Here is a 15,051-nt window from a genome sequence, read left to right as displayed (position 1 = left end):
GTCAAAACTCCTCTACCGGGTCCAGGCGGAAGACGGCGCACCGGCCGGCCAGCGCTTCGAATTCCTCGGGGCGGCCCTCGGCGACCAGCCCCGCCCGCTTCATGAAGCCGACGCCGGCGGGCACCTCGGTGGGGAAAGCCCGCAGGATGGGCCGCGCGTCGTCCGTGGACAGCTCGGTCATCCGCACCTTTTGGAGGTGGCGGCCGCGCGCGATCGTCGCCGCACCGGCGGCCCGCACGTTGGCCACCCAGTCGGCGCCCGGGAAACCCGCGACGACGTACTGCCGCCCGCCCACCGTCAGCGGGGTCACCGGGGTGGAGCGCGGCGCGCCCGACCTGCGGCCCGGGGCGGTCAGGACGACGGGGCTCTCCCCGCCGAAGTTGATTCCCAGCCGCGACAGCCGGACGAACAGCTTGTTGGCCGGCTTCAGCCACCACGGCGGCCTAATCGGTGTGCCGCTTCCCATAGGCAGCGACGTTACCTCTGGAAGCGGTCTACCCCGTGCGGCTGGGGCTCGGTGGAGCCGACGGCATCCAGCTTTTCGAGGGCGTCGGCGCCGAGGGTGACGCCCGCGGCGCCGATGTTCTCCTCGAGGTGCGCGACCGACCGGGTCCCCGGGATCAGCAACGCGTTCGGTGTGTGGGCCAGCACCCATGCCAGCCCCACCTGCGCCGGTGTGGCCCCGAGCTCCCCGGCGGTCCCGGTGACCACCGCGTTGTCGGCGACCTTCGGGAAACCCGGGAACGACGAGCCCAGCGGGAAGTACGGCACCCACGCGATGCCCTCGGCCGCGCAGACGCGCAGCGTCTCCTCCTGCGAGCGGTCGAGCATGCTGTAGGCGTTCTGCACGCAGGCGATCCCCGCGGGCAGCGCCCGGAGCAGGACCTCCAACGGCACTGCGCTGATGCCGATTCCGCCGATCTTGCCCTCGTCGCGCAGGGCGATCATCTCGGCGAGCTGGTCGTCGAGGTCCACGATCTGGTCGCCCTCGGCCGCCAAGCCGGGCCCCAGGTCAAGGCGCCGCAGGTTCACCACCGGGACGCGCTCGAGGCCGAGCTGGCGCAGGTCGTCCTCCACCGCGGCGCGCAGCTCGGCGGGTTTCTGCGCGGCCGCCAGGGGGATCGGCTGTTCGCCGGTGTATCGCGCGCCGACTTTGCTGACGATGACGAGCTCGTCGGGGTAGGGGGCGAGCGCGGCGCGGATCCGGCGATTCACCTCGCCGGGCCCGTAGAACGAGGCGGTGTCGATGTGGTCGACGCCGAGCTCGACCGCCCGGCGCAGCACGGCGGCCGCGTTGTCGGGGGTGGTCTCGAACAGCTGCATGGCGCCATAGCCGACCCGGGCGACCGTGTGTGCGCCCAGGGTGGCGGTGCCGCCGGGCCGTGGTTTGTCCGTCATGATGCTCCCGTCTGAGACACTGGAGAAAGGCGGAGGCTCCTCCGCTTGATGCGAAGCGTAACAGAAACGGAGGTACCTCCGCTTTGGTTGAGCCGGGTCGATCCGACGCGCGCCGGAACCGCGACAAGCTGCTCGCGGCGGCGACGGCGGCGTTTTCGCAGGGCCGACCCGTGTCGCTCGAGTCGATCGCGCGCGAGGCCGGCGTCGGGATCGGCACGCTCTACCGCCATTTCCCCAGCCGGGAGGCCTTGGTGGAGGCGGTCTACCGCGCCGAACTCGCGGAGGTGGCCGCCGCCGCGGGGCAGCTGCTCGAGCGGCACCCGCCCCGGGTCGCGCTGCGGCGCTGGATGGACCGGTACGCCGGCTTCGTGGCGGCCAAGCGCGGGATGGCCGAGTCGCTGCAGGCGATGTTCGCCTCCGGCGCCATGCAGCCCAGCCAGACCCGCGACAGCATCGTCGGCGCCGTCGACCTGCTGTTGCGGGCCGGCGCCGACGACGGGAGCCTGCGCGCGGACGTGCAGGCCGACGACGTGGTGTCGAGCCTGATCGGCATCTTTCTGGTCAGCGGCTCGCCCGAGCAAGGCGGCCGCATGCTCGACCTGCTGGCGGCTGGGGTGGCTCGATAACCTCGCCGAGCAGACGCAAAAGCACCCAACTCTTCGGCGTGTCGGCAGCTTTTGCGTCTGCTCGGCGCAGAGACTCAGCCGACGGCGCGGCCGGCGCCTTCCCAGAACCGCGCCCGCACGGCCTTCTTGTCGGGCTTGCCGAGCGCGGTCACCGGCACCGACTCGACGACGATCACCTGCTTGGGCGACTGCACCGAACCCTTGCGCTCCTTGACGGCGGACTGGATCTCGACGGTCACCCGCGCCAACGACTCCTCGTCGGAGGGATGGTCGGGCCGCAGCACGATCACCGCGGTGACGGCCTCGCCCCACTTCTCGTCCGGCGTGCCGATCACGCACACCTGCGCGACGGCCGGGTGTTCCGCGACGACGTCCTCGACCTCGCGCGGGAACACGTTGAACCCGCCGGTGACGATCATGTCCTTGACCCGGTCGACGATGAACCAGAAGCCGTCGGAGTCCTCGCGGGCCATGTCGCCGGTGTGCAGCCAGCCATCCTTGAACGTCTTGGCCGTCTCCTCCGGCAGGTTCCAGTACCCGCCGCTCAGCAGTGGTCCGGACACGCAGATCTCGCCGACGTCGCCCTGCGGCACCGGGTTGCCGTCGGCGTCCAGCAGCGCCGTGCGCGCGAACAGGGTGGGCCGCCCGCACGAGGTCAGCCGCTTCTCGTCGTGGTCCTTCTTGGCCAGATACGAGATCACCATCGGCGCCTCGGACTGCCCGTAGTACTGGGCGAAGATCGGCCCGAAGCGGCGGATGGCCTCGGCCAGCCGCACCGGGTTCATCGCCGAGGCGCCGTAATAGACGGTCTCCAGCGAGGACAGGTCACGGGTGTGCGAATCCGGGTGGTCCATCAGCGCGTAGATCATCGACGGCACCAGCATGGTCGCGGTGATCTTCTGCTCCTCGATCACCCGCAGCACCTCGGCCGGGTCGAACTTGGTCAGCACCACCAGCTCGCCGCCCTTGATGATCGTCGGCACGAAGAACGCCGCCCCGGCGTGCGAGAGCGGGGTGCACATCAGGAAGCGCGGGTTCTCCGGCCATTCCCACTCGGCCAGCTGGATCGTGGTCATCGTGGTGATCGACTGCGCGGTGCCCAGCACACCCTTGGGCTTGCCGGTCGTGCCACCGGTGTAGGCCATCCCGCCGATGTGATCGGGCGGCAGCTCGGCCGCCACCAACGGCTTCGGCGAATACTTCGCGGCCTCGGCCACCAGGTCCACCGCAGAATCGCCGAGCGCCTCGGGAACCGGGCCGATGGTGAGGACCTGCTTGAGCCCGGGCACCTTCTCCAGCAGGCCCAGCGCCCGCTCGACGAACATCGGGTTGGGGTCGATGATCAGCGACGTCACGCCGGCGTCGTTCAGAACGTAGGCGTGGTCGTCCAGGGAGCCCAGCGGGTGCAGCGCCACGCGCCGGTAGCCCTGGGTCTGGCCGGCGCCGATGATCATCAGCACCTCGGGCCGGTTCAGCGACAGCAGGCCGACGGTGGCGCCGGTGCCCGCACCGAGCGCCTCGAACGCCTGGATGTACTGGCTGATGCGCTCGGCGAGCTGGCCGCCGGTCAGCGTGGTGTCGCCGAGATGCAGCACCGGCTTTTCCTTGTTGCGCTTGAGCGCACCGACGGTCAGGTGTCCGGAATGAATGGGATGGCGCAGCAGCTCGTCACTCATACGGCCAGACTAGAACGTGTTGCAATTCCAGTCAGCTGCCCCCTCGATGACCGCCCGTATCACTAGGATCCCTGCACATGGCCGCCGCAGACGTCGTCATCATCGGAACCATCCTGACCGTCGATGACGCGCGACCGACGGCCGAGGCGATCGCCGTCGCCGACGGCCGCATCGTTGCGGTGGGAAGCCGGTCGGAAATGAACGATCACATCGGCCCGAATACCCGGACCGTCGACGTCGGTGATGGCTGCGTCATGCCGGGATTCGTTGAGGCGCACGGCCATCCGCTGATGGAGGCGATGGCGTTGTCGGACCGGATCGTCGACATTCGGCCCGTCACCATCAACAATGCCGACGATGTCGTCGCCGCGGTGCACCGCGAGGTCGCCGCGCGGGGCGCGGCCGGCGCCTACCTCAACGGCTGGGATCCGCTGCTGCAGTCCGGTCTGCCCGAGCCGACGCTGGCCTGGCTCGACGCCGCCGCCCCGGACGGCCCGCTGGTCATCATCCACAACTCCGGGCACAAGGCCTTCTTCAACTCGCACGCCGCCCGCCGCTGTGGCCTGACCCGCGACACCCCGGACCCCAAGGGCGCCAGGTTCGGTCGCGACGCCGTCGGCGAGCTCGACGGCACCGCGGAGGAGACCGGCGCCGTGTTCCCGCTGCTGGCCGGCGCCATCGAGCCCGCCGACTACCCGGCGATGCTGCTCGCCGAATGCGCGCGGCTCAACCGCGCCGGCCTGACTACGTGCTCGGAGATGGCGTTCGACCCGGCGTTCGGCCCGGTGGTCGAGCGGCTGCACGACGAGCTGACGGTCCGGCTGCGCACGTACGAGATCTCCAACCCGCGAATGCACACCGACGCCACCCCCGGCCAGGGCGACGACATGGTGCGCCAGGTCGGCATCAAGATCTGGGTGGACGGGTCGCCGTGGGTCGGGAACATCGCCCTGTCCTTCCCTTACCTGGACACCGACGCCACCCGCGCCATCGGGGTGCCGCCCGGGTCCTGCGGCCACGCCAACTACACCAAGGACCAGCTGACCGAGATCGTCGGCGCGTATTTCCCGCTGGGCTGGCCGATGGCCTGCCACGTCCAGGGTGACGCGGGGGTGGACACCATCCTCGACGTCTACGAGGAGGCGTTGAGCCGCCATCCGCGCGCCGACCACCGCCTGCGGCTCGAACACGTCGGCGCCATCCGCCCCGAGCAGCTGCAACGCGCCGCCGCCCTCGGTGTCACGTGCAGCATCTTCGTCGACCAGATCCACTACTGGGGCGACATCATCGTCGACGGCCTCTTCGGCCCGGAGCGCGGATCCCGTTGGATGCCCGCGGGTTCCGCCGTCGCCACGGGCATGCGGATCTCGCTGCACAACGACCCGCCGGTGACGCCCGAGGAGCCGCTGCGCAACATCAGCGTGGCGGTGACCCGCACCGCGCCCAGCGGCCGGGTGCTGGGGCCACAGGAGCGGCTGACCGTCGACCAGGCGATCCGGGCGCAGACCATCGACGCCGCCTGGCAGCTGTTCTCCGACGACGCGATCGGTTCGCTGGAGGTCGGCAAGTACGCCGACCTGGTGGTGCTGTCGGCCGACCCACGGGCCGTGCCGCCCGAGCAGATCGCCGACCTCGACGTCCGGGCGACCTATCTCGCCGGCCGCCGGGTCTACGGCGCGTGAGGCCGCCCCTCGACCAGCTGCTCGACCGCCTGCACGTGGTGGCGTTGCCGATGCGGGTGCGGTTCCGCGGCATCACCACCCGCGAGGTCGCGCTGATCGAGGGGCCCGCGGGCTGGGGGGAGTTCGGGGCGTTCGTCGAGTACGAGCCGCCGGAGGCCGCGCAGTGGCTCGCCGCCGGCATCGAGGCCGCCTACCGCCCGCCGCCGCAGCCGAGGCGGGACCGCGTCCCGATCAACGCCACCGTGCCGGCCGTCGCCGCGGCACAGGTGGCCGACGTGCTGGCCCGGTTTCCGGGCGCCCGCACGGCCAAGGTCAAGGTCGCCGAGCCCGGCCAGACGCTGGCCGACGACGTCGACCGGGTAAACGCCGTGCGCCACCTCGTCCCGACCGTGCGGGTGGACGCCAACGGCGGCTGGACCGTCGACCAGGCGGCGCGGGCGGCGGCCGCCCTGTCCGCCGACGGCCCGCTGGAGTACCTGGAACAGCCCTGCGCCACGATCGCCGAGCTCGCCGAGCTGCGGGGGCGGATCGACGTGCCGATCGCCGCCGACGAGAGCATCCGCAAGGCCGACGACCCGCTGGCGGTGGTGCGTGCGCGGGCCGCCGACATCGCGGTGCTCAAGGTCGCCCCGCTCGGCGGCGTTTGGGCGCTGCTCGCGATCGCCGCGCAGATCGATATCCCCGTCGTGGTGTCCAGCGCGCTGGATTCGGCCGTCGGCATCGGCCACGGCCTCACCGCCGCGGCCGCCCTGCCCATGTTGGGGCACGCCTGCGGCCTGGGCACCGGCGGCCTCTTCGTGCACGACGTCGCCGACGTCCCCGCTCCCGTCGACGGCGCCCTGCCGGTCGGGCCGGTGACGCCCGATCCAGCGCGCCTGCGGGAGCTGGCGGCGCCGCCCGAGCGGCGGCAGTGGTGGATCGACCGGGTCACGGCCTGCCACCCGCTCCTTGTACCGTCGTCCGGGTGATCAACCTGGCTTACGACGACCGCGGGTCCGGCGAGCCCGTCGTTTTCATCGCCGGCCGCGGCGGTGCCGGACGCACCTGGCACCCGCATCAGGTGCCGGCGTTCCTGGCTGCCGGATATCGCTGCATCACCTTCGACAACCGCGGGATCGGCGCGACCGAGAACGCCGAGGGCTTCACCACGCAGACCATGGTCGCCGACACCGCCGAGCTGATCGAGTCGCTGGGCGCCGCCCCGGCCCGGATCGTCGGCGTCTCGATGGGCTCGTTCATCGCCCAGGAGCTCATGGTGGTGCGGCCCGAGCTGGTCAGCGCCGCGGTGCTGATGGCCACCCGCGGGCGCCTGGACCGCGCCCGCCAGTTCTTTCACGACGCCGAGGTCGAGCTGTACGCCTCCGGGGTGGAGCTGCCGCCCGGCCTCGACGCGAGAAACCGCCTGCTCGAGAGCTTTTCGCGCAAGACCATCAACGACGACGCGGCCGTCGCCGACTGGATCATGATGTTCGAGGCGTGGCCCATCAAACGCACGCCCGGGCTGCGCTGCCAGCTGGACGTGTCCCCGCAGACCAACCGGCTGCCCGCCTATCGCAGCATCGCCGCACCGGCGCTGGTCATCGGCTTCGCCGACGACATCGTGACGCCCCCCTACCTGGGGCGCGAGGTCGCCGACGCCATGCCCAACGGCCGCTACCTGCAGATTCCCGACGCGGGCCACCTCGGCTTCTTCGAGCGGCCGCAGGCCGTCAACAACGCGGCGCTGCAGTTCTTCGCCAACGTCAAGGCCTAGTTCGTCCGGCGAACCGGCCCGCGGCTCCACGCTCGACGCGCGGTCGGCGGGCTGTGCCACCCTGTACTGATGAAAGACACCCTGTACTGATGAATCCCTCGACGACACAGGCCCGCGTCGTCGTCGACGAACTGATCCGCGGCGGCGTCCGCGACGTGGTGCTGTGCCCGGGCTCGCGGAACGCGCCGCTAGCGTTCGCCCTGGCCGACGCCGACCGCTCCGGCCGCATCCGACTGCACGTGCGCATCGACGAGCGCACCGCCGGCTACCTGGCCATCGGCCTGTCGATCGGGGCCGGCGCGCCGGTGTGCGTCGCGATGACGTCCGGCACCGCGGTGGCCAACCTCGGACCGGCGGTGGTTGAGGCCAATTACGCTCGCGTGCCGCTGATCGTGCTGTCCGCCAACCGGCCCTACGAGCTGCTGGGCACCGGCGCCAACCAGACCATGGAACAGCTGGGCTACTTCGGCACCCAGGTCCGCGCCACCATCAGCCTCGGCCTGGCCGAGAACGCTCCCGAGCGGCTACCCGCGCTCAACGCCACCTGGCGGTCGGCCACCTGCCGCGTGCTGGTCGCCGCCACGGGCGCCCGCACGGCGAATGCCGGTCCCGTGCACTTCGACATCCCGCTGCGCGAGCCGCTGGTGCCGGACACCGAACCGCACGGGACGGTCCCGCAGGGCCGGCCCGGGGGCCGGCCCTGGACCCACACGCCGCCGGTCACCTTCGACCAGCCGCTGGACATCGACGTGTCGCCCGACACGGTGGTGATCGCCGGGCACGGCGCGGGCGTTCATCCGAATCTGGCGCAGCTGCCGACCGTCGCCGAGCCGACGGCTCCGGCGGCGGCCAACCCGCTGCATCCCCTCGCCCTGCCGCTGCTGCGCCCCAAGCAGGTGATCATGCTGGGCCGCCCCACGCTGCACCGCCCGGTGTCGACGCTGCTGGCCGACCCGCAGGTGCCGGTGTACGCGCTGACCACCGGACCGCGCTGGCCCGACGTCTCGGGCAACTCCCAGGCCACTGGTACCCGAGCCGTCACCACCGGAACACCCCATCCCGCCTGGCTGCGCCGCTGTGCGGAGGTCAACCGGCACGCGCTGGCCGCCGTCCGCAACCAGCTGGCGGCGCACCCGCTGACCACCGGCCTGCACGTCGCCGCGGCGGTGGCCGAAGCGCTGCGACCGGGTGACCAGCTGGTGCTCGGCGCGTCCAATCCGGTCCGCGACGCCGCCCTGGTCGGCCTCAACCCGACGGGCATCCAGGTGCGCTCTAACCGCGGCGTCGCCGGCATCGACGGCACCGTCTCCACGGCGATCGGCGCGGCGCTGGCCTTCGAGGGGACCCACGACGGGCGCACCGTCGCGCTGATCGGTGACCTGACTTTCGTCCACGACAGCTCCGGGCTGTTGATCGGCCCCACCGAGCCGACGCCGCGCGCGCTCACGATCGTGGTGTCGAACGACAACGGCGGCGGAATCTTCGAGCTGCTCGAGCAGGGCGACCCCCGGTTCTCCGACGTGTCGTCGCGGGTGTTCGGCACTCCGCACGACGTCGATGTCGGCGCGCTGTGTCGCGCCTACCACGTCGAGAGCAGGCAGATCGAGGTCGACGACCTGCACTCGGCGCTCGACGAACCGGAGCCCGGCCTGCGGGTGCTGGAGGTCAAGGCGGACCGGTCCTCGCTGCGGCGGCTGCACGCCGCGATCAAGGCCGCGCTATGAGGCGCGGCCCGCGGTGATCTCGCCGAAGACGCTGGCGCGGATCCTCATTCATGGCCGCAGCGACCAACCGCCGAAAACGCGGGCCAGGGTGGCGTTGCGGTGGGCGCGGATCGCGGTGCTCATCGTGGCCGGGCTGGTGACGCTGCAGTCGGTGCTTTTGGTCGCCGGCGCCTGGCGCAATGACCTGGCGATCCAGCACAACATGGCCGTGGCGCAGGCCGAGGTGCTCAGCGCCGGGCCGCGCCGCTCGACCATCGAGTTCGTCACCCCCGGCCGGGTCACCTACCGCCCCGAGCTCGGCGTGCTGTACCCGTCCGAACTCGCGACGGGCATGCGGATCTACGTCGAATACAACAAGAACGACCCGAACCTCGTCCGGGTGCAGCACCGCAACGCCGGGCTGGCCATCATTCCCGCGGGATCCATCGCCGTGGTGTGCTGGCTTGCCGCGACGGCCGCGCTGGTGGGCCTGGCGCTGGCCGACAAGTGGCTGGACCGCCGCGACGAGGCCCGCGCCGCCCCGACCCCGGCGGCCTAAGGCTCCCGACCAGCAAATTTCGCACGACGTATGCCCGCACGAAACCTCGGCGACAGCCGATGCTGACACCGTGACGGTGTGCGCGTTGCCATCGTCGCCGAATCCTTCCTCCCCAATGTCAACGGTGTCAGCAACTCGGTGCTGCGAGTGCTCGAGCACCTGCGCCGCACCGGCCACGAGGCGCTGGTGATCGCCCCTGACAACCCGCCCGCGGAGCCGCGCGCCGAGCGCATCCACGACGGGATCCGGGTGCATCGGGTGCCGTCCCGGATGTTCCCGAAGGTCACCTCGCTGCCGCTGGGCGTGCCCATGCCCCGCATGGTCAAGGTGCTGCGCGGCTTCGACCCGCACGTCGTGCATCTGGCCTCGCCGGCGCTCCTGGGCTACGGGGGCCTGCGCGCGGCGCGCTGGCTCGGGGTGCCGACGGTCGCGGTCTACCAGACCGACGTTCCCGGCTTCGCCGCGAGCTACGGCATCCCGATGACGCAACGCGCCGCGTGGGCGTGGTTCCGTCATCTGCACGGCCTCGCCGACCGAACCCTGGCGCCGTCCACCGTGACCGTCGACTCGCTTGTCTCGCACGGCTTCCCGCGGGTGCACCAGTGGGCCCGTGGGGTGGACGTGCTGCGCTACGCGCCGTCGGCCCGCGACGAGGGGCTCCGGCGGCGGTGGTCGCCCGAGGGCAAGCCGATCGTCGGATTCGTGGGCCGGCTGGCGCCGGAGAAACACGTCGAGCGGTTGATCGGCCTTTCGGCCGGCGGCGCGGTGCGGGTCGTCGTGATCGGCGACGGCGTCGACCGCAAGAAGCTGCAATCCGCAATGCCCGCAGCGGTTTTCACCGGTGCGCTGTACGGCGACGAGCTCGCCGCGGCGTACGCGAGCATGGACGTCTTCGTGCATACCGGCGAGCACGAGACGTTCTGCCAGGTCGTCCAAGAAGCGCTGGCGTCGGGGCTGCCGGTGATCGCCCCCGACGCCGGCGGCCCACGTGACCTCGTCACGCCGTGCCGCACCGGTCTGTTGCTGCCCGTCGACGAGTTCGAGGCGCGGCTACCCGCCGCCGTCGACCATCTCCTCGCGGAGCGCCACCGCTACGCGCTCGCCGCCCGGCGCAGCGTGCTCGGCCGCAGCTGGCCCGTCATTTGCGACGAGTTGCTCGGCCACTACGAGGCGGTCCTGTCGCCGTTCGCCCGGCGGCGGGCGCTCCCGAAGCGATACGTGCAGGGCGGCTGAGTTGGCGGTGCTCATCTGACACCGAAATTGCCGCGGTGGTCGCGATCAACGGCGAAGCACGACCCCTACGGCGCATTCGAGGGTTGTTTGGGCGGTCAGCCCTGCGCCAGCTCGGCGACAGGCTGCCATTCCTCCCAGGTCCGCAGCCGCCTCTCGTAGTCGGCCTTCGCGGTCTGCAGCGGGGACGACCCGAAGAACACCCGCAGCGGCGGCTGCTCGGCGTCGACCACCTTGAGCAGTGCCGCCGCCGATGCCGCCGGATTGCCCGGGCTGGCCCAGCGCGCGCGGCGCTGCTCCTCGACCGTGGCGTGGGCCTCCTCGTAGGCGGGCAGGCGCTCCGCGTGCCGCGCCGAGGCGCCGGACCAGTCGGTGTCGAACCCGCCCGGCTCGATCAGCGTGACGTGGATCCCGAACGGGGCGACCTCCTGGGCCAGCGCCTGGGAGAAGCCCTCCAGCGCCCACTTGGACGCGTGGTACATGCCGACGAGCGGGAACGCCGTGATGCCGCCGATCGAGGACACCTGGATGATGTGGCCGCTGCGTTGTTCGCGCAGGTACGGCAGGGCGGCCTGTGTGACCCACAGCGCGCCGAACACGTTGGTCTCGATCTGATCGCGGGCGTCGCGTTCGGACAGCTCCTCGATGAACCCGAACTGGCCGTAGCCGGCGTTGTTGACGACGATGTCCAGGCGGCTGAAGTGGTCGTGCGCCCGCTTGACCGCCGCGAAGTCCGCGTCGCGGTCGGTGACGTCCAGCTGGATCGGCAACAGCGCCTCGCCGTATTTCTCCGCGAGGTCGTTGAGCGTGTCGGTGTTCCGCGCCGTGGCGGCCACCTTGTCGCCCCGCTCCAACGCCGCGATTGCCCATTCCCGTCCGAAGCCCCGGGATGTACCGGTGATAAACCAAACCTTGTCAGTCACGCAACGGTGCAACGCCGAGGAGGCCGCGGAATTCCCCGGGCGGTAGCGTCGACGTCGTGAGTCGCGCCGCGCTGGACAAGAACCCCCGGGATGTGGCGTCGATGTTCGACGGCGTGGCCCGCCGCTACGACCTGACCAACACCGTGTTGTCGCTGGGCCAGGACCGGTCTTGGCGGAGGGCGACTCGTTCGGCCCTGGCGCTCGGCGCGGGCCAGCGGGTGCTGGACCTGGCCGCGGGAACGGCCGTCTCGACGGTCGAGCTGGCCAAGTCCGGCGCGTGGTGCGTGGCCGCGGACTTCTCGGTGGGCATGCTGGCGGCCGGCGCCGCCCGTAAGGTGCCCAAGGTTGCCGGCGACGCCACCAGGCTGCCCTTCGCCGACGACGTATTCGACGCGGTGACAATAAGTTTCGGGCTGCGCAACGTCGTCGATCACCAGGCGGCGCTGCGCGAGATGCTGCGCGTCACCCGGCCGGGAGGGCGGTTGGTGGTGTGCGAATTCTCCACCCCGGCCAACGCGGCCTTCGCCACCGTCTACAAGGAGTACCTGATGCGGGCGCTGCCCCGGGTGGCTCGGGCGGTGTCCAGCAACCCGGAGGCGTACGTCTACCTGGCGGAGTCGATCCGGGCCTGGCCCGACCAATCAGAGCTGGCGCGCCAGATCGCGCGGGCCGGGTGGTCGGCGGTGCGGTGGCGCAATCTGACGGGCGGCATCGTCGCGCTGCACGCGGGGTACAAGCCGAGCTAGCGCGGGCGATTAACTCAGTGGCCGGCCCGCTGGATGAAGCCGACCTGGTCGGGGCAGTAGTGATCGAGAGCCGCGCCCAGGAATTGGAAGGCCTGGCCCTGCGTGGTGCCCCGCTCGAGGTTGCGCTGGATGAAGGTGGCCGACTTGTACGGGTCGCTGTCGACGCCCCGACCGACCCGTTCGCAGGTGATCTTGCCCAGCCATGCGAGCTGATCCTGCGGACCGTAGATGCCGAAGCCGTTGACGGTGTCCTTGAAGGGGGCGTCCCAGTCGTTCGGCCCGATCGGGGCTGCGTGCGCCGGTCCGGCCAGGGCGATGGCGGCGGCCGCGGCGGCGATGCTGGTGGTCAGCGTCCTGCGCTTCATTAGCCGAACTATACACCCCTGGCCAGGTGCGTGGATTGTGAGTTCGTCCGTCAGTTGAATGGCGTGCGGCGATCGATGAGCCGCGACAACCGTCCACCGCCCCGCCACGCCCGCGCCACCCAGTCGGCGTCCTCGTCGGTCACCAGGTTGGCCATCACCCGCACGGCGATTGTCATCAGCCTGGGGGAGCGCATCGCGATCGGCCCGGTCGCGGGCAGGAACCGCTGGAAGGTCAGCAACAGGGCCAGCCGGCGCGCCACCGAGAACCCCCGGCCATAGTGCTGCTGCAGCAGCGACGGCCACACCTGGGTTAGGTCTTGCGACAGGTCGCGACAGTCCAGCAGCTCGGCGGCCAGCCGGCCGGTTTCCAGGCCGTAGTCGATCCCCTCGCCGTTGAGCGGATTGACGCACGCCGCGGCGTCGCCGATCAGCATCCAGTTCGGGCCGGCCACCCCGGAGACCGCGCCGCCCATCGGCAGCAGCGCCGACGCCACGGCCCGCGGCGCCCCGGAGAAGTCCCATTCGTCGCGGCGCAGGTCGGTATAGTAGTTGATCAGCGGACGCAGCGCCAGATCCGCCGGCCGCTTCGACGTCGACAACGCGCCGACGCCGATGTTCACCTCGCCATTGCCCAGCGGAAAGATCCAGCCGTAGCCCGGCAGGACGGCGCCGTCGGGCGAGCGCAGCTCGAGGTGTGACGTCAGCCATGGGTCGTCGGCGCGCGCGGTGGCCAGATACCCGCGCGCAGCGACGCCGTACACCGTCTCCTGATGCCAGCGCCGCCCCAGCTTCCGGCCCAGCGACGAGCGGGCGCCGTCGGCCACGATCAGCTGCCGGCAGCCGACTTCGGTGCCGTCGGCGAGCGTCAGCGACACCACCCTTCTCGACGAGTCATGATGCGCCGCAACGACTTTGGTGCCGAGCAGCATCCGCGCGCCGGAATCCTCGGCGCACTTGCGGATCCGGTCGTCCAGCTCCAAGCGCGCCACCGCGCTCCCGGTCGAGGGGAACGACGGTCCCGGCCAGTCGACCTGGACCTCACCGCCGAACCCGCTCATCCGCAGGCCGCGATGGCGGATGCGGGTGCTCAGCCAATCGCCCAGCCCCAACCGCTCCAGCTCGACCACCGCCCGCGGCGTGAGCCCGTCGCCGCACGCCTTGTCGCGTGGAAAGCCCGCGGAATCGATGACGAGCACGTCTCGGCCGGCCCGTGCCGCCCAGGCGGCGGCGGACGAACCCGCCGGCCCGGCGCCCACGACGACCACGTGGGCCTTGAGGGCTTTCGCTTCCACGCTCACCAGTATGTTGGTCGGGTGAGTACTCCGGCGACGGTGGTGGCGGGCGTTGACTTCGGTGATTCCGCGTTCGCCGCGACGGTGCGCGACGGTGTCGGGCGCATCGAGCAGCTCATGGACACCGAGCTGCGCAGCGCGGACGACGTGATGACCGAGTCGCTGACGCACCTGTTCAAGGCCGGTGGCAAGCGGTTTCGCCCCTTGTTCACCGTGCTGTCGGCGCAGGTCGGGCCGGACCCGGACGCCGGCGAGGTGGTCGTTGCCGGCGCGGTCATCGAGCTCGTGCACCTGGCGACGCTCTACCACGACGACGTGATGGACGAGGCCGAGGTGCGGCGCGGCACGCCCACCGCGAACGTGCGGTGGGGCAACAACGTGGCGATCCTCGCCGGCGACTACCTGTTCGCGACGGCGTCGAGGCTGGTGTCGCGCCTGGGGCCGGAGGCGGTGCGGCTGATCGCCGAGACGTTCGCGCAGTTGGTGACGGGACAGATGCGGGAGACCCGCGGCCTGTCGGGCGCGGCCGAGGGGGCGGACCCCGTCGACCACTACCTCAGGGTGGTGTACGAGAAGACCGCCTGCCTGATCGCCGCCGCCGGCCGGTTCGGCGCGATGTTCTCGGGCGCCGACGGCGACCAGGTCGAGCGGCTGAGCCGCCTGGGCGGCATCGTCGGCACCGCCTTTCAGATCGCCGACGACATCATTGACATCGACAGCGACTCCCACGAATCGGGCAAGCTGCCCGGCACGGACGTGCGGGAAGGGGTGCGCACGCTGCCTATGGTCTACGCGCTGCGCGAGCCGGGCCCCGAGGCGGCGCGGCTTCGTGAGCTGCTGTCCGGGCCGATCGACGACGACGCCGCCGTGGCCGAGGCGCTGACGCTGTTGCGGGCGTCACCGGGCATGGCTCAGGCCAAGCGCTTCCTGGCTGACTACGCCGACCAAGCCCGCCGGGAGCTGGCGTTGTTGCCCGACGTTCCCGGCCGGGCCGCGCTGCGGACGCTGGTCGACTACACCGTCAACCGGCACGGCTAGCGCCGGTGCCGCGCGCCGCGGAACCCGGACGGTCCTGCCGCGCGTTCAATGTGCAGGTAG

The 15,051-nt window shown here is 71.4% G+C and carries 15 protein-coding genes; 9 read left to right on the top strand and 6 right to left on the bottom strand.

Annotated elements, in window-relative coordinates; all coding sequences use genetic code 11:
• Position 1: 1 nt before the first annotated feature.
• Both SKC42_RS03120 and SKC42_RS03115 read right to left on the bottom strand, forming a co-directional pair.
• The gene (locus SKC42_RS03120; RefSeq protein WP_330962842.1) at positions 2-466 is read right to left on the bottom strand and encodes a nitroreductase family deazaflavin-dependent oxidoreductase; all 465 of its coding nucleotides are present in this window, start codon (positions 464-466) and stop codon (positions 2-4) included.
• Positions 467-477: 11 nt separating this feature from the next.
• Positions 478-1,398 (bottom strand): aldo/keto reductase, encoded by a 921-nt coding sequence (locus SKC42_RS03115; RefSeq protein WP_330962841.1) that lies wholly within the window; start codon positions 1,396-1,398, stop codon positions 478-480.
• A gap of 83 nt (positions 1,399-1,481) precedes the next feature.
• Here SKC42_RS03115 and SKC42_RS03110 point away from each other — a divergent pair, with 83 nt between their 5' ends.
• Entirely contained in the window at positions 1,482-2,024 is a 543-nt protein-coding gene (locus SKC42_RS03110) for a TetR/AcrR family transcriptional regulator (protein WP_330962840.1), read from the top strand.
• A gap of 74 nt (positions 2,025-2,098) precedes the next feature.
• Here SKC42_RS03110 and fadD8 read toward each other — a convergent pair whose 3' ends face one another.
• Positions 2,099-3,700: a fatty-acid--CoA ligase FadD8 gene (fadD8, locus tag SKC42_RS03105; protein WP_330962839.1), complete on the bottom strand. Its 1,602-nt coding sequence runs from the start codon at positions 3,698-3,700 to the stop codon at positions 2,099-2,101.
• 77 nt (positions 3,701-3,777) lie between these two features.
• Here fadD8 and SKC42_RS03100 point away from each other — a divergent pair, with 77 nt between their 5' ends.
• The 6 genes from SKC42_RS03100 to SKC42_RS03075 all read left to right on the top strand — a co-directional run bounded on the left by SKC42_RS03100 (position 3,778) and on the right by SKC42_RS03075 (position 10,630).
• Positions 3,778-5,382, top strand: a complete 1,605-nt coding sequence (locus SKC42_RS03100; RefSeq protein ID WP_330962838.1) for an amidohydrolase — start codon at positions 3,778-3,780, stop codon at positions 5,380-5,382.
• A gap of 50 nt (positions 5,383-5,432) precedes the next feature.
• Complete coding sequence (locus SKC42_RS03095; RefSeq protein WP_442931964.1) at positions 5,433-6,350, top strand: o-succinylbenzoate synthase; 918 nt, start codon at positions 5,433-5,435, stop codon at positions 6,348-6,350.
• On the top strand, positions 6,347-7,135 hold the full coding sequence (locus SKC42_RS03090; RefSeq protein ID WP_330962836.1) for an alpha/beta fold hydrolase: 789 nt from the start codon (positions 6,347-6,349) through the stop codon (positions 7,133-7,135). The genes SKC42_RS03095 and SKC42_RS03090 overlap by 4 nt, the downstream gene beginning before the upstream one ends.
• A gap of 89 nt (positions 7,136-7,224) precedes the next feature.
• On the top strand, positions 7,225-8,859 hold the full coding sequence (gene menD, locus SKC42_RS03085) for a 2-succinyl-5-enolpyruvyl-6-hydroxy-3-cyclohexene-1-carboxylic-acid synthase (protein WP_330962835.1): 1,635 nt from the start codon (positions 7,225-7,227) through the stop codon (positions 8,857-8,859).
• A 13-nt stretch (positions 8,860-8,872) separates the two neighbouring features.
• Entirely contained in the window at positions 8,873-9,397 is a 525-nt protein-coding gene (locus SKC42_RS03080; protein ID WP_330962834.1) for a DUF3592 domain-containing protein, read from the top strand.
• Positions 9,398-9,475: 78 nt separating this feature from the next.
• Positions 9,476-10,630 (top strand): glycosyltransferase family 4 protein, encoded by a 1,155-nt coding sequence (locus SKC42_RS03075; protein ID WP_330962833.1) that lies wholly within the window; start codon positions 9,476-9,478, stop codon positions 10,628-10,630.
• A gap of 95 nt (positions 10,631-10,725) precedes the next feature.
• On the opposite strand, the gene SKC42_RS03070 is transcribed toward SKC42_RS03075, so the two are convergent.
• On the bottom strand, positions 10,726-11,550 hold the full coding sequence (locus SKC42_RS03070) for an SDR family oxidoreductase (protein WP_330962832.1): 825 nt from the start codon (positions 11,548-11,550) through the stop codon (positions 10,726-10,728).
• A gap of 56 nt (positions 11,551-11,606) precedes the next feature.
• Here SKC42_RS03070 and SKC42_RS03065 point away from each other — a divergent pair, with 56 nt between their 5' ends.
• Positions 11,607-12,296, top strand: coding sequence for a demethylmenaquinone methyltransferase (locus SKC42_RS03065; protein ID WP_330962831.1), 690 nt, complete (start codon positions 11,607-11,609; stop codon positions 12,294-12,296).
• 14 nt (positions 12,297-12,310) lie between these two features.
• On the opposite strand, the gene SKC42_RS03060 is transcribed toward SKC42_RS03065, so the two are convergent.
• Both SKC42_RS03060 and menJ read right to left on the bottom strand, forming a co-directional pair.
• The gene (locus SKC42_RS03060; protein WP_330962830.1) at positions 12,311-12,661 is read right to left on the bottom strand and encodes a DUF732 domain-containing protein; all 351 of its coding nucleotides are present in this window, start codon (positions 12,659-12,661) and stop codon (positions 12,311-12,313) included.
• 50 nt (positions 12,662-12,711) lie between these two features.
• Positions 12,712-13,953, bottom strand: a complete 1,242-nt coding sequence (menJ, locus tag SKC42_RS03055; protein WP_442931951.1) for a menaquinone reductase — start codon at positions 13,951-13,953, stop codon at positions 12,712-12,714.
• 21 nt (positions 13,954-13,974) lie between these two features.
• On the opposite strand from menJ, the gene grcC1 reads away from it, so the two are divergent.
• Positions 13,975-14,991, top strand: coding sequence for a nonaprenyl/(2E,6E)-farnesyl/geranylgeranyl diphosphat synthase (grcC1, locus tag SKC42_RS03050; RefSeq protein ID WP_330962829.1), 1,017 nt, complete (start codon positions 13,975-13,977; stop codon positions 14,989-14,991).
• Positions 14,992-15,051: the final 60 nt, after the last annotated feature.

Origin of the sequence: Mycobacterium sp. 050134 (genome assembly GCF_036409085.1) — a bacterium.
Classification (GTDB): Bacteria; Actinomycetota; Actinomycetes; order Mycobacteriales; family Mycobacteriaceae; genus Mycobacterium.
Note: the sequence above shows the minus strand (reverse complement) of the source record. Positions and strands in the feature narration are given on the sequence as shown.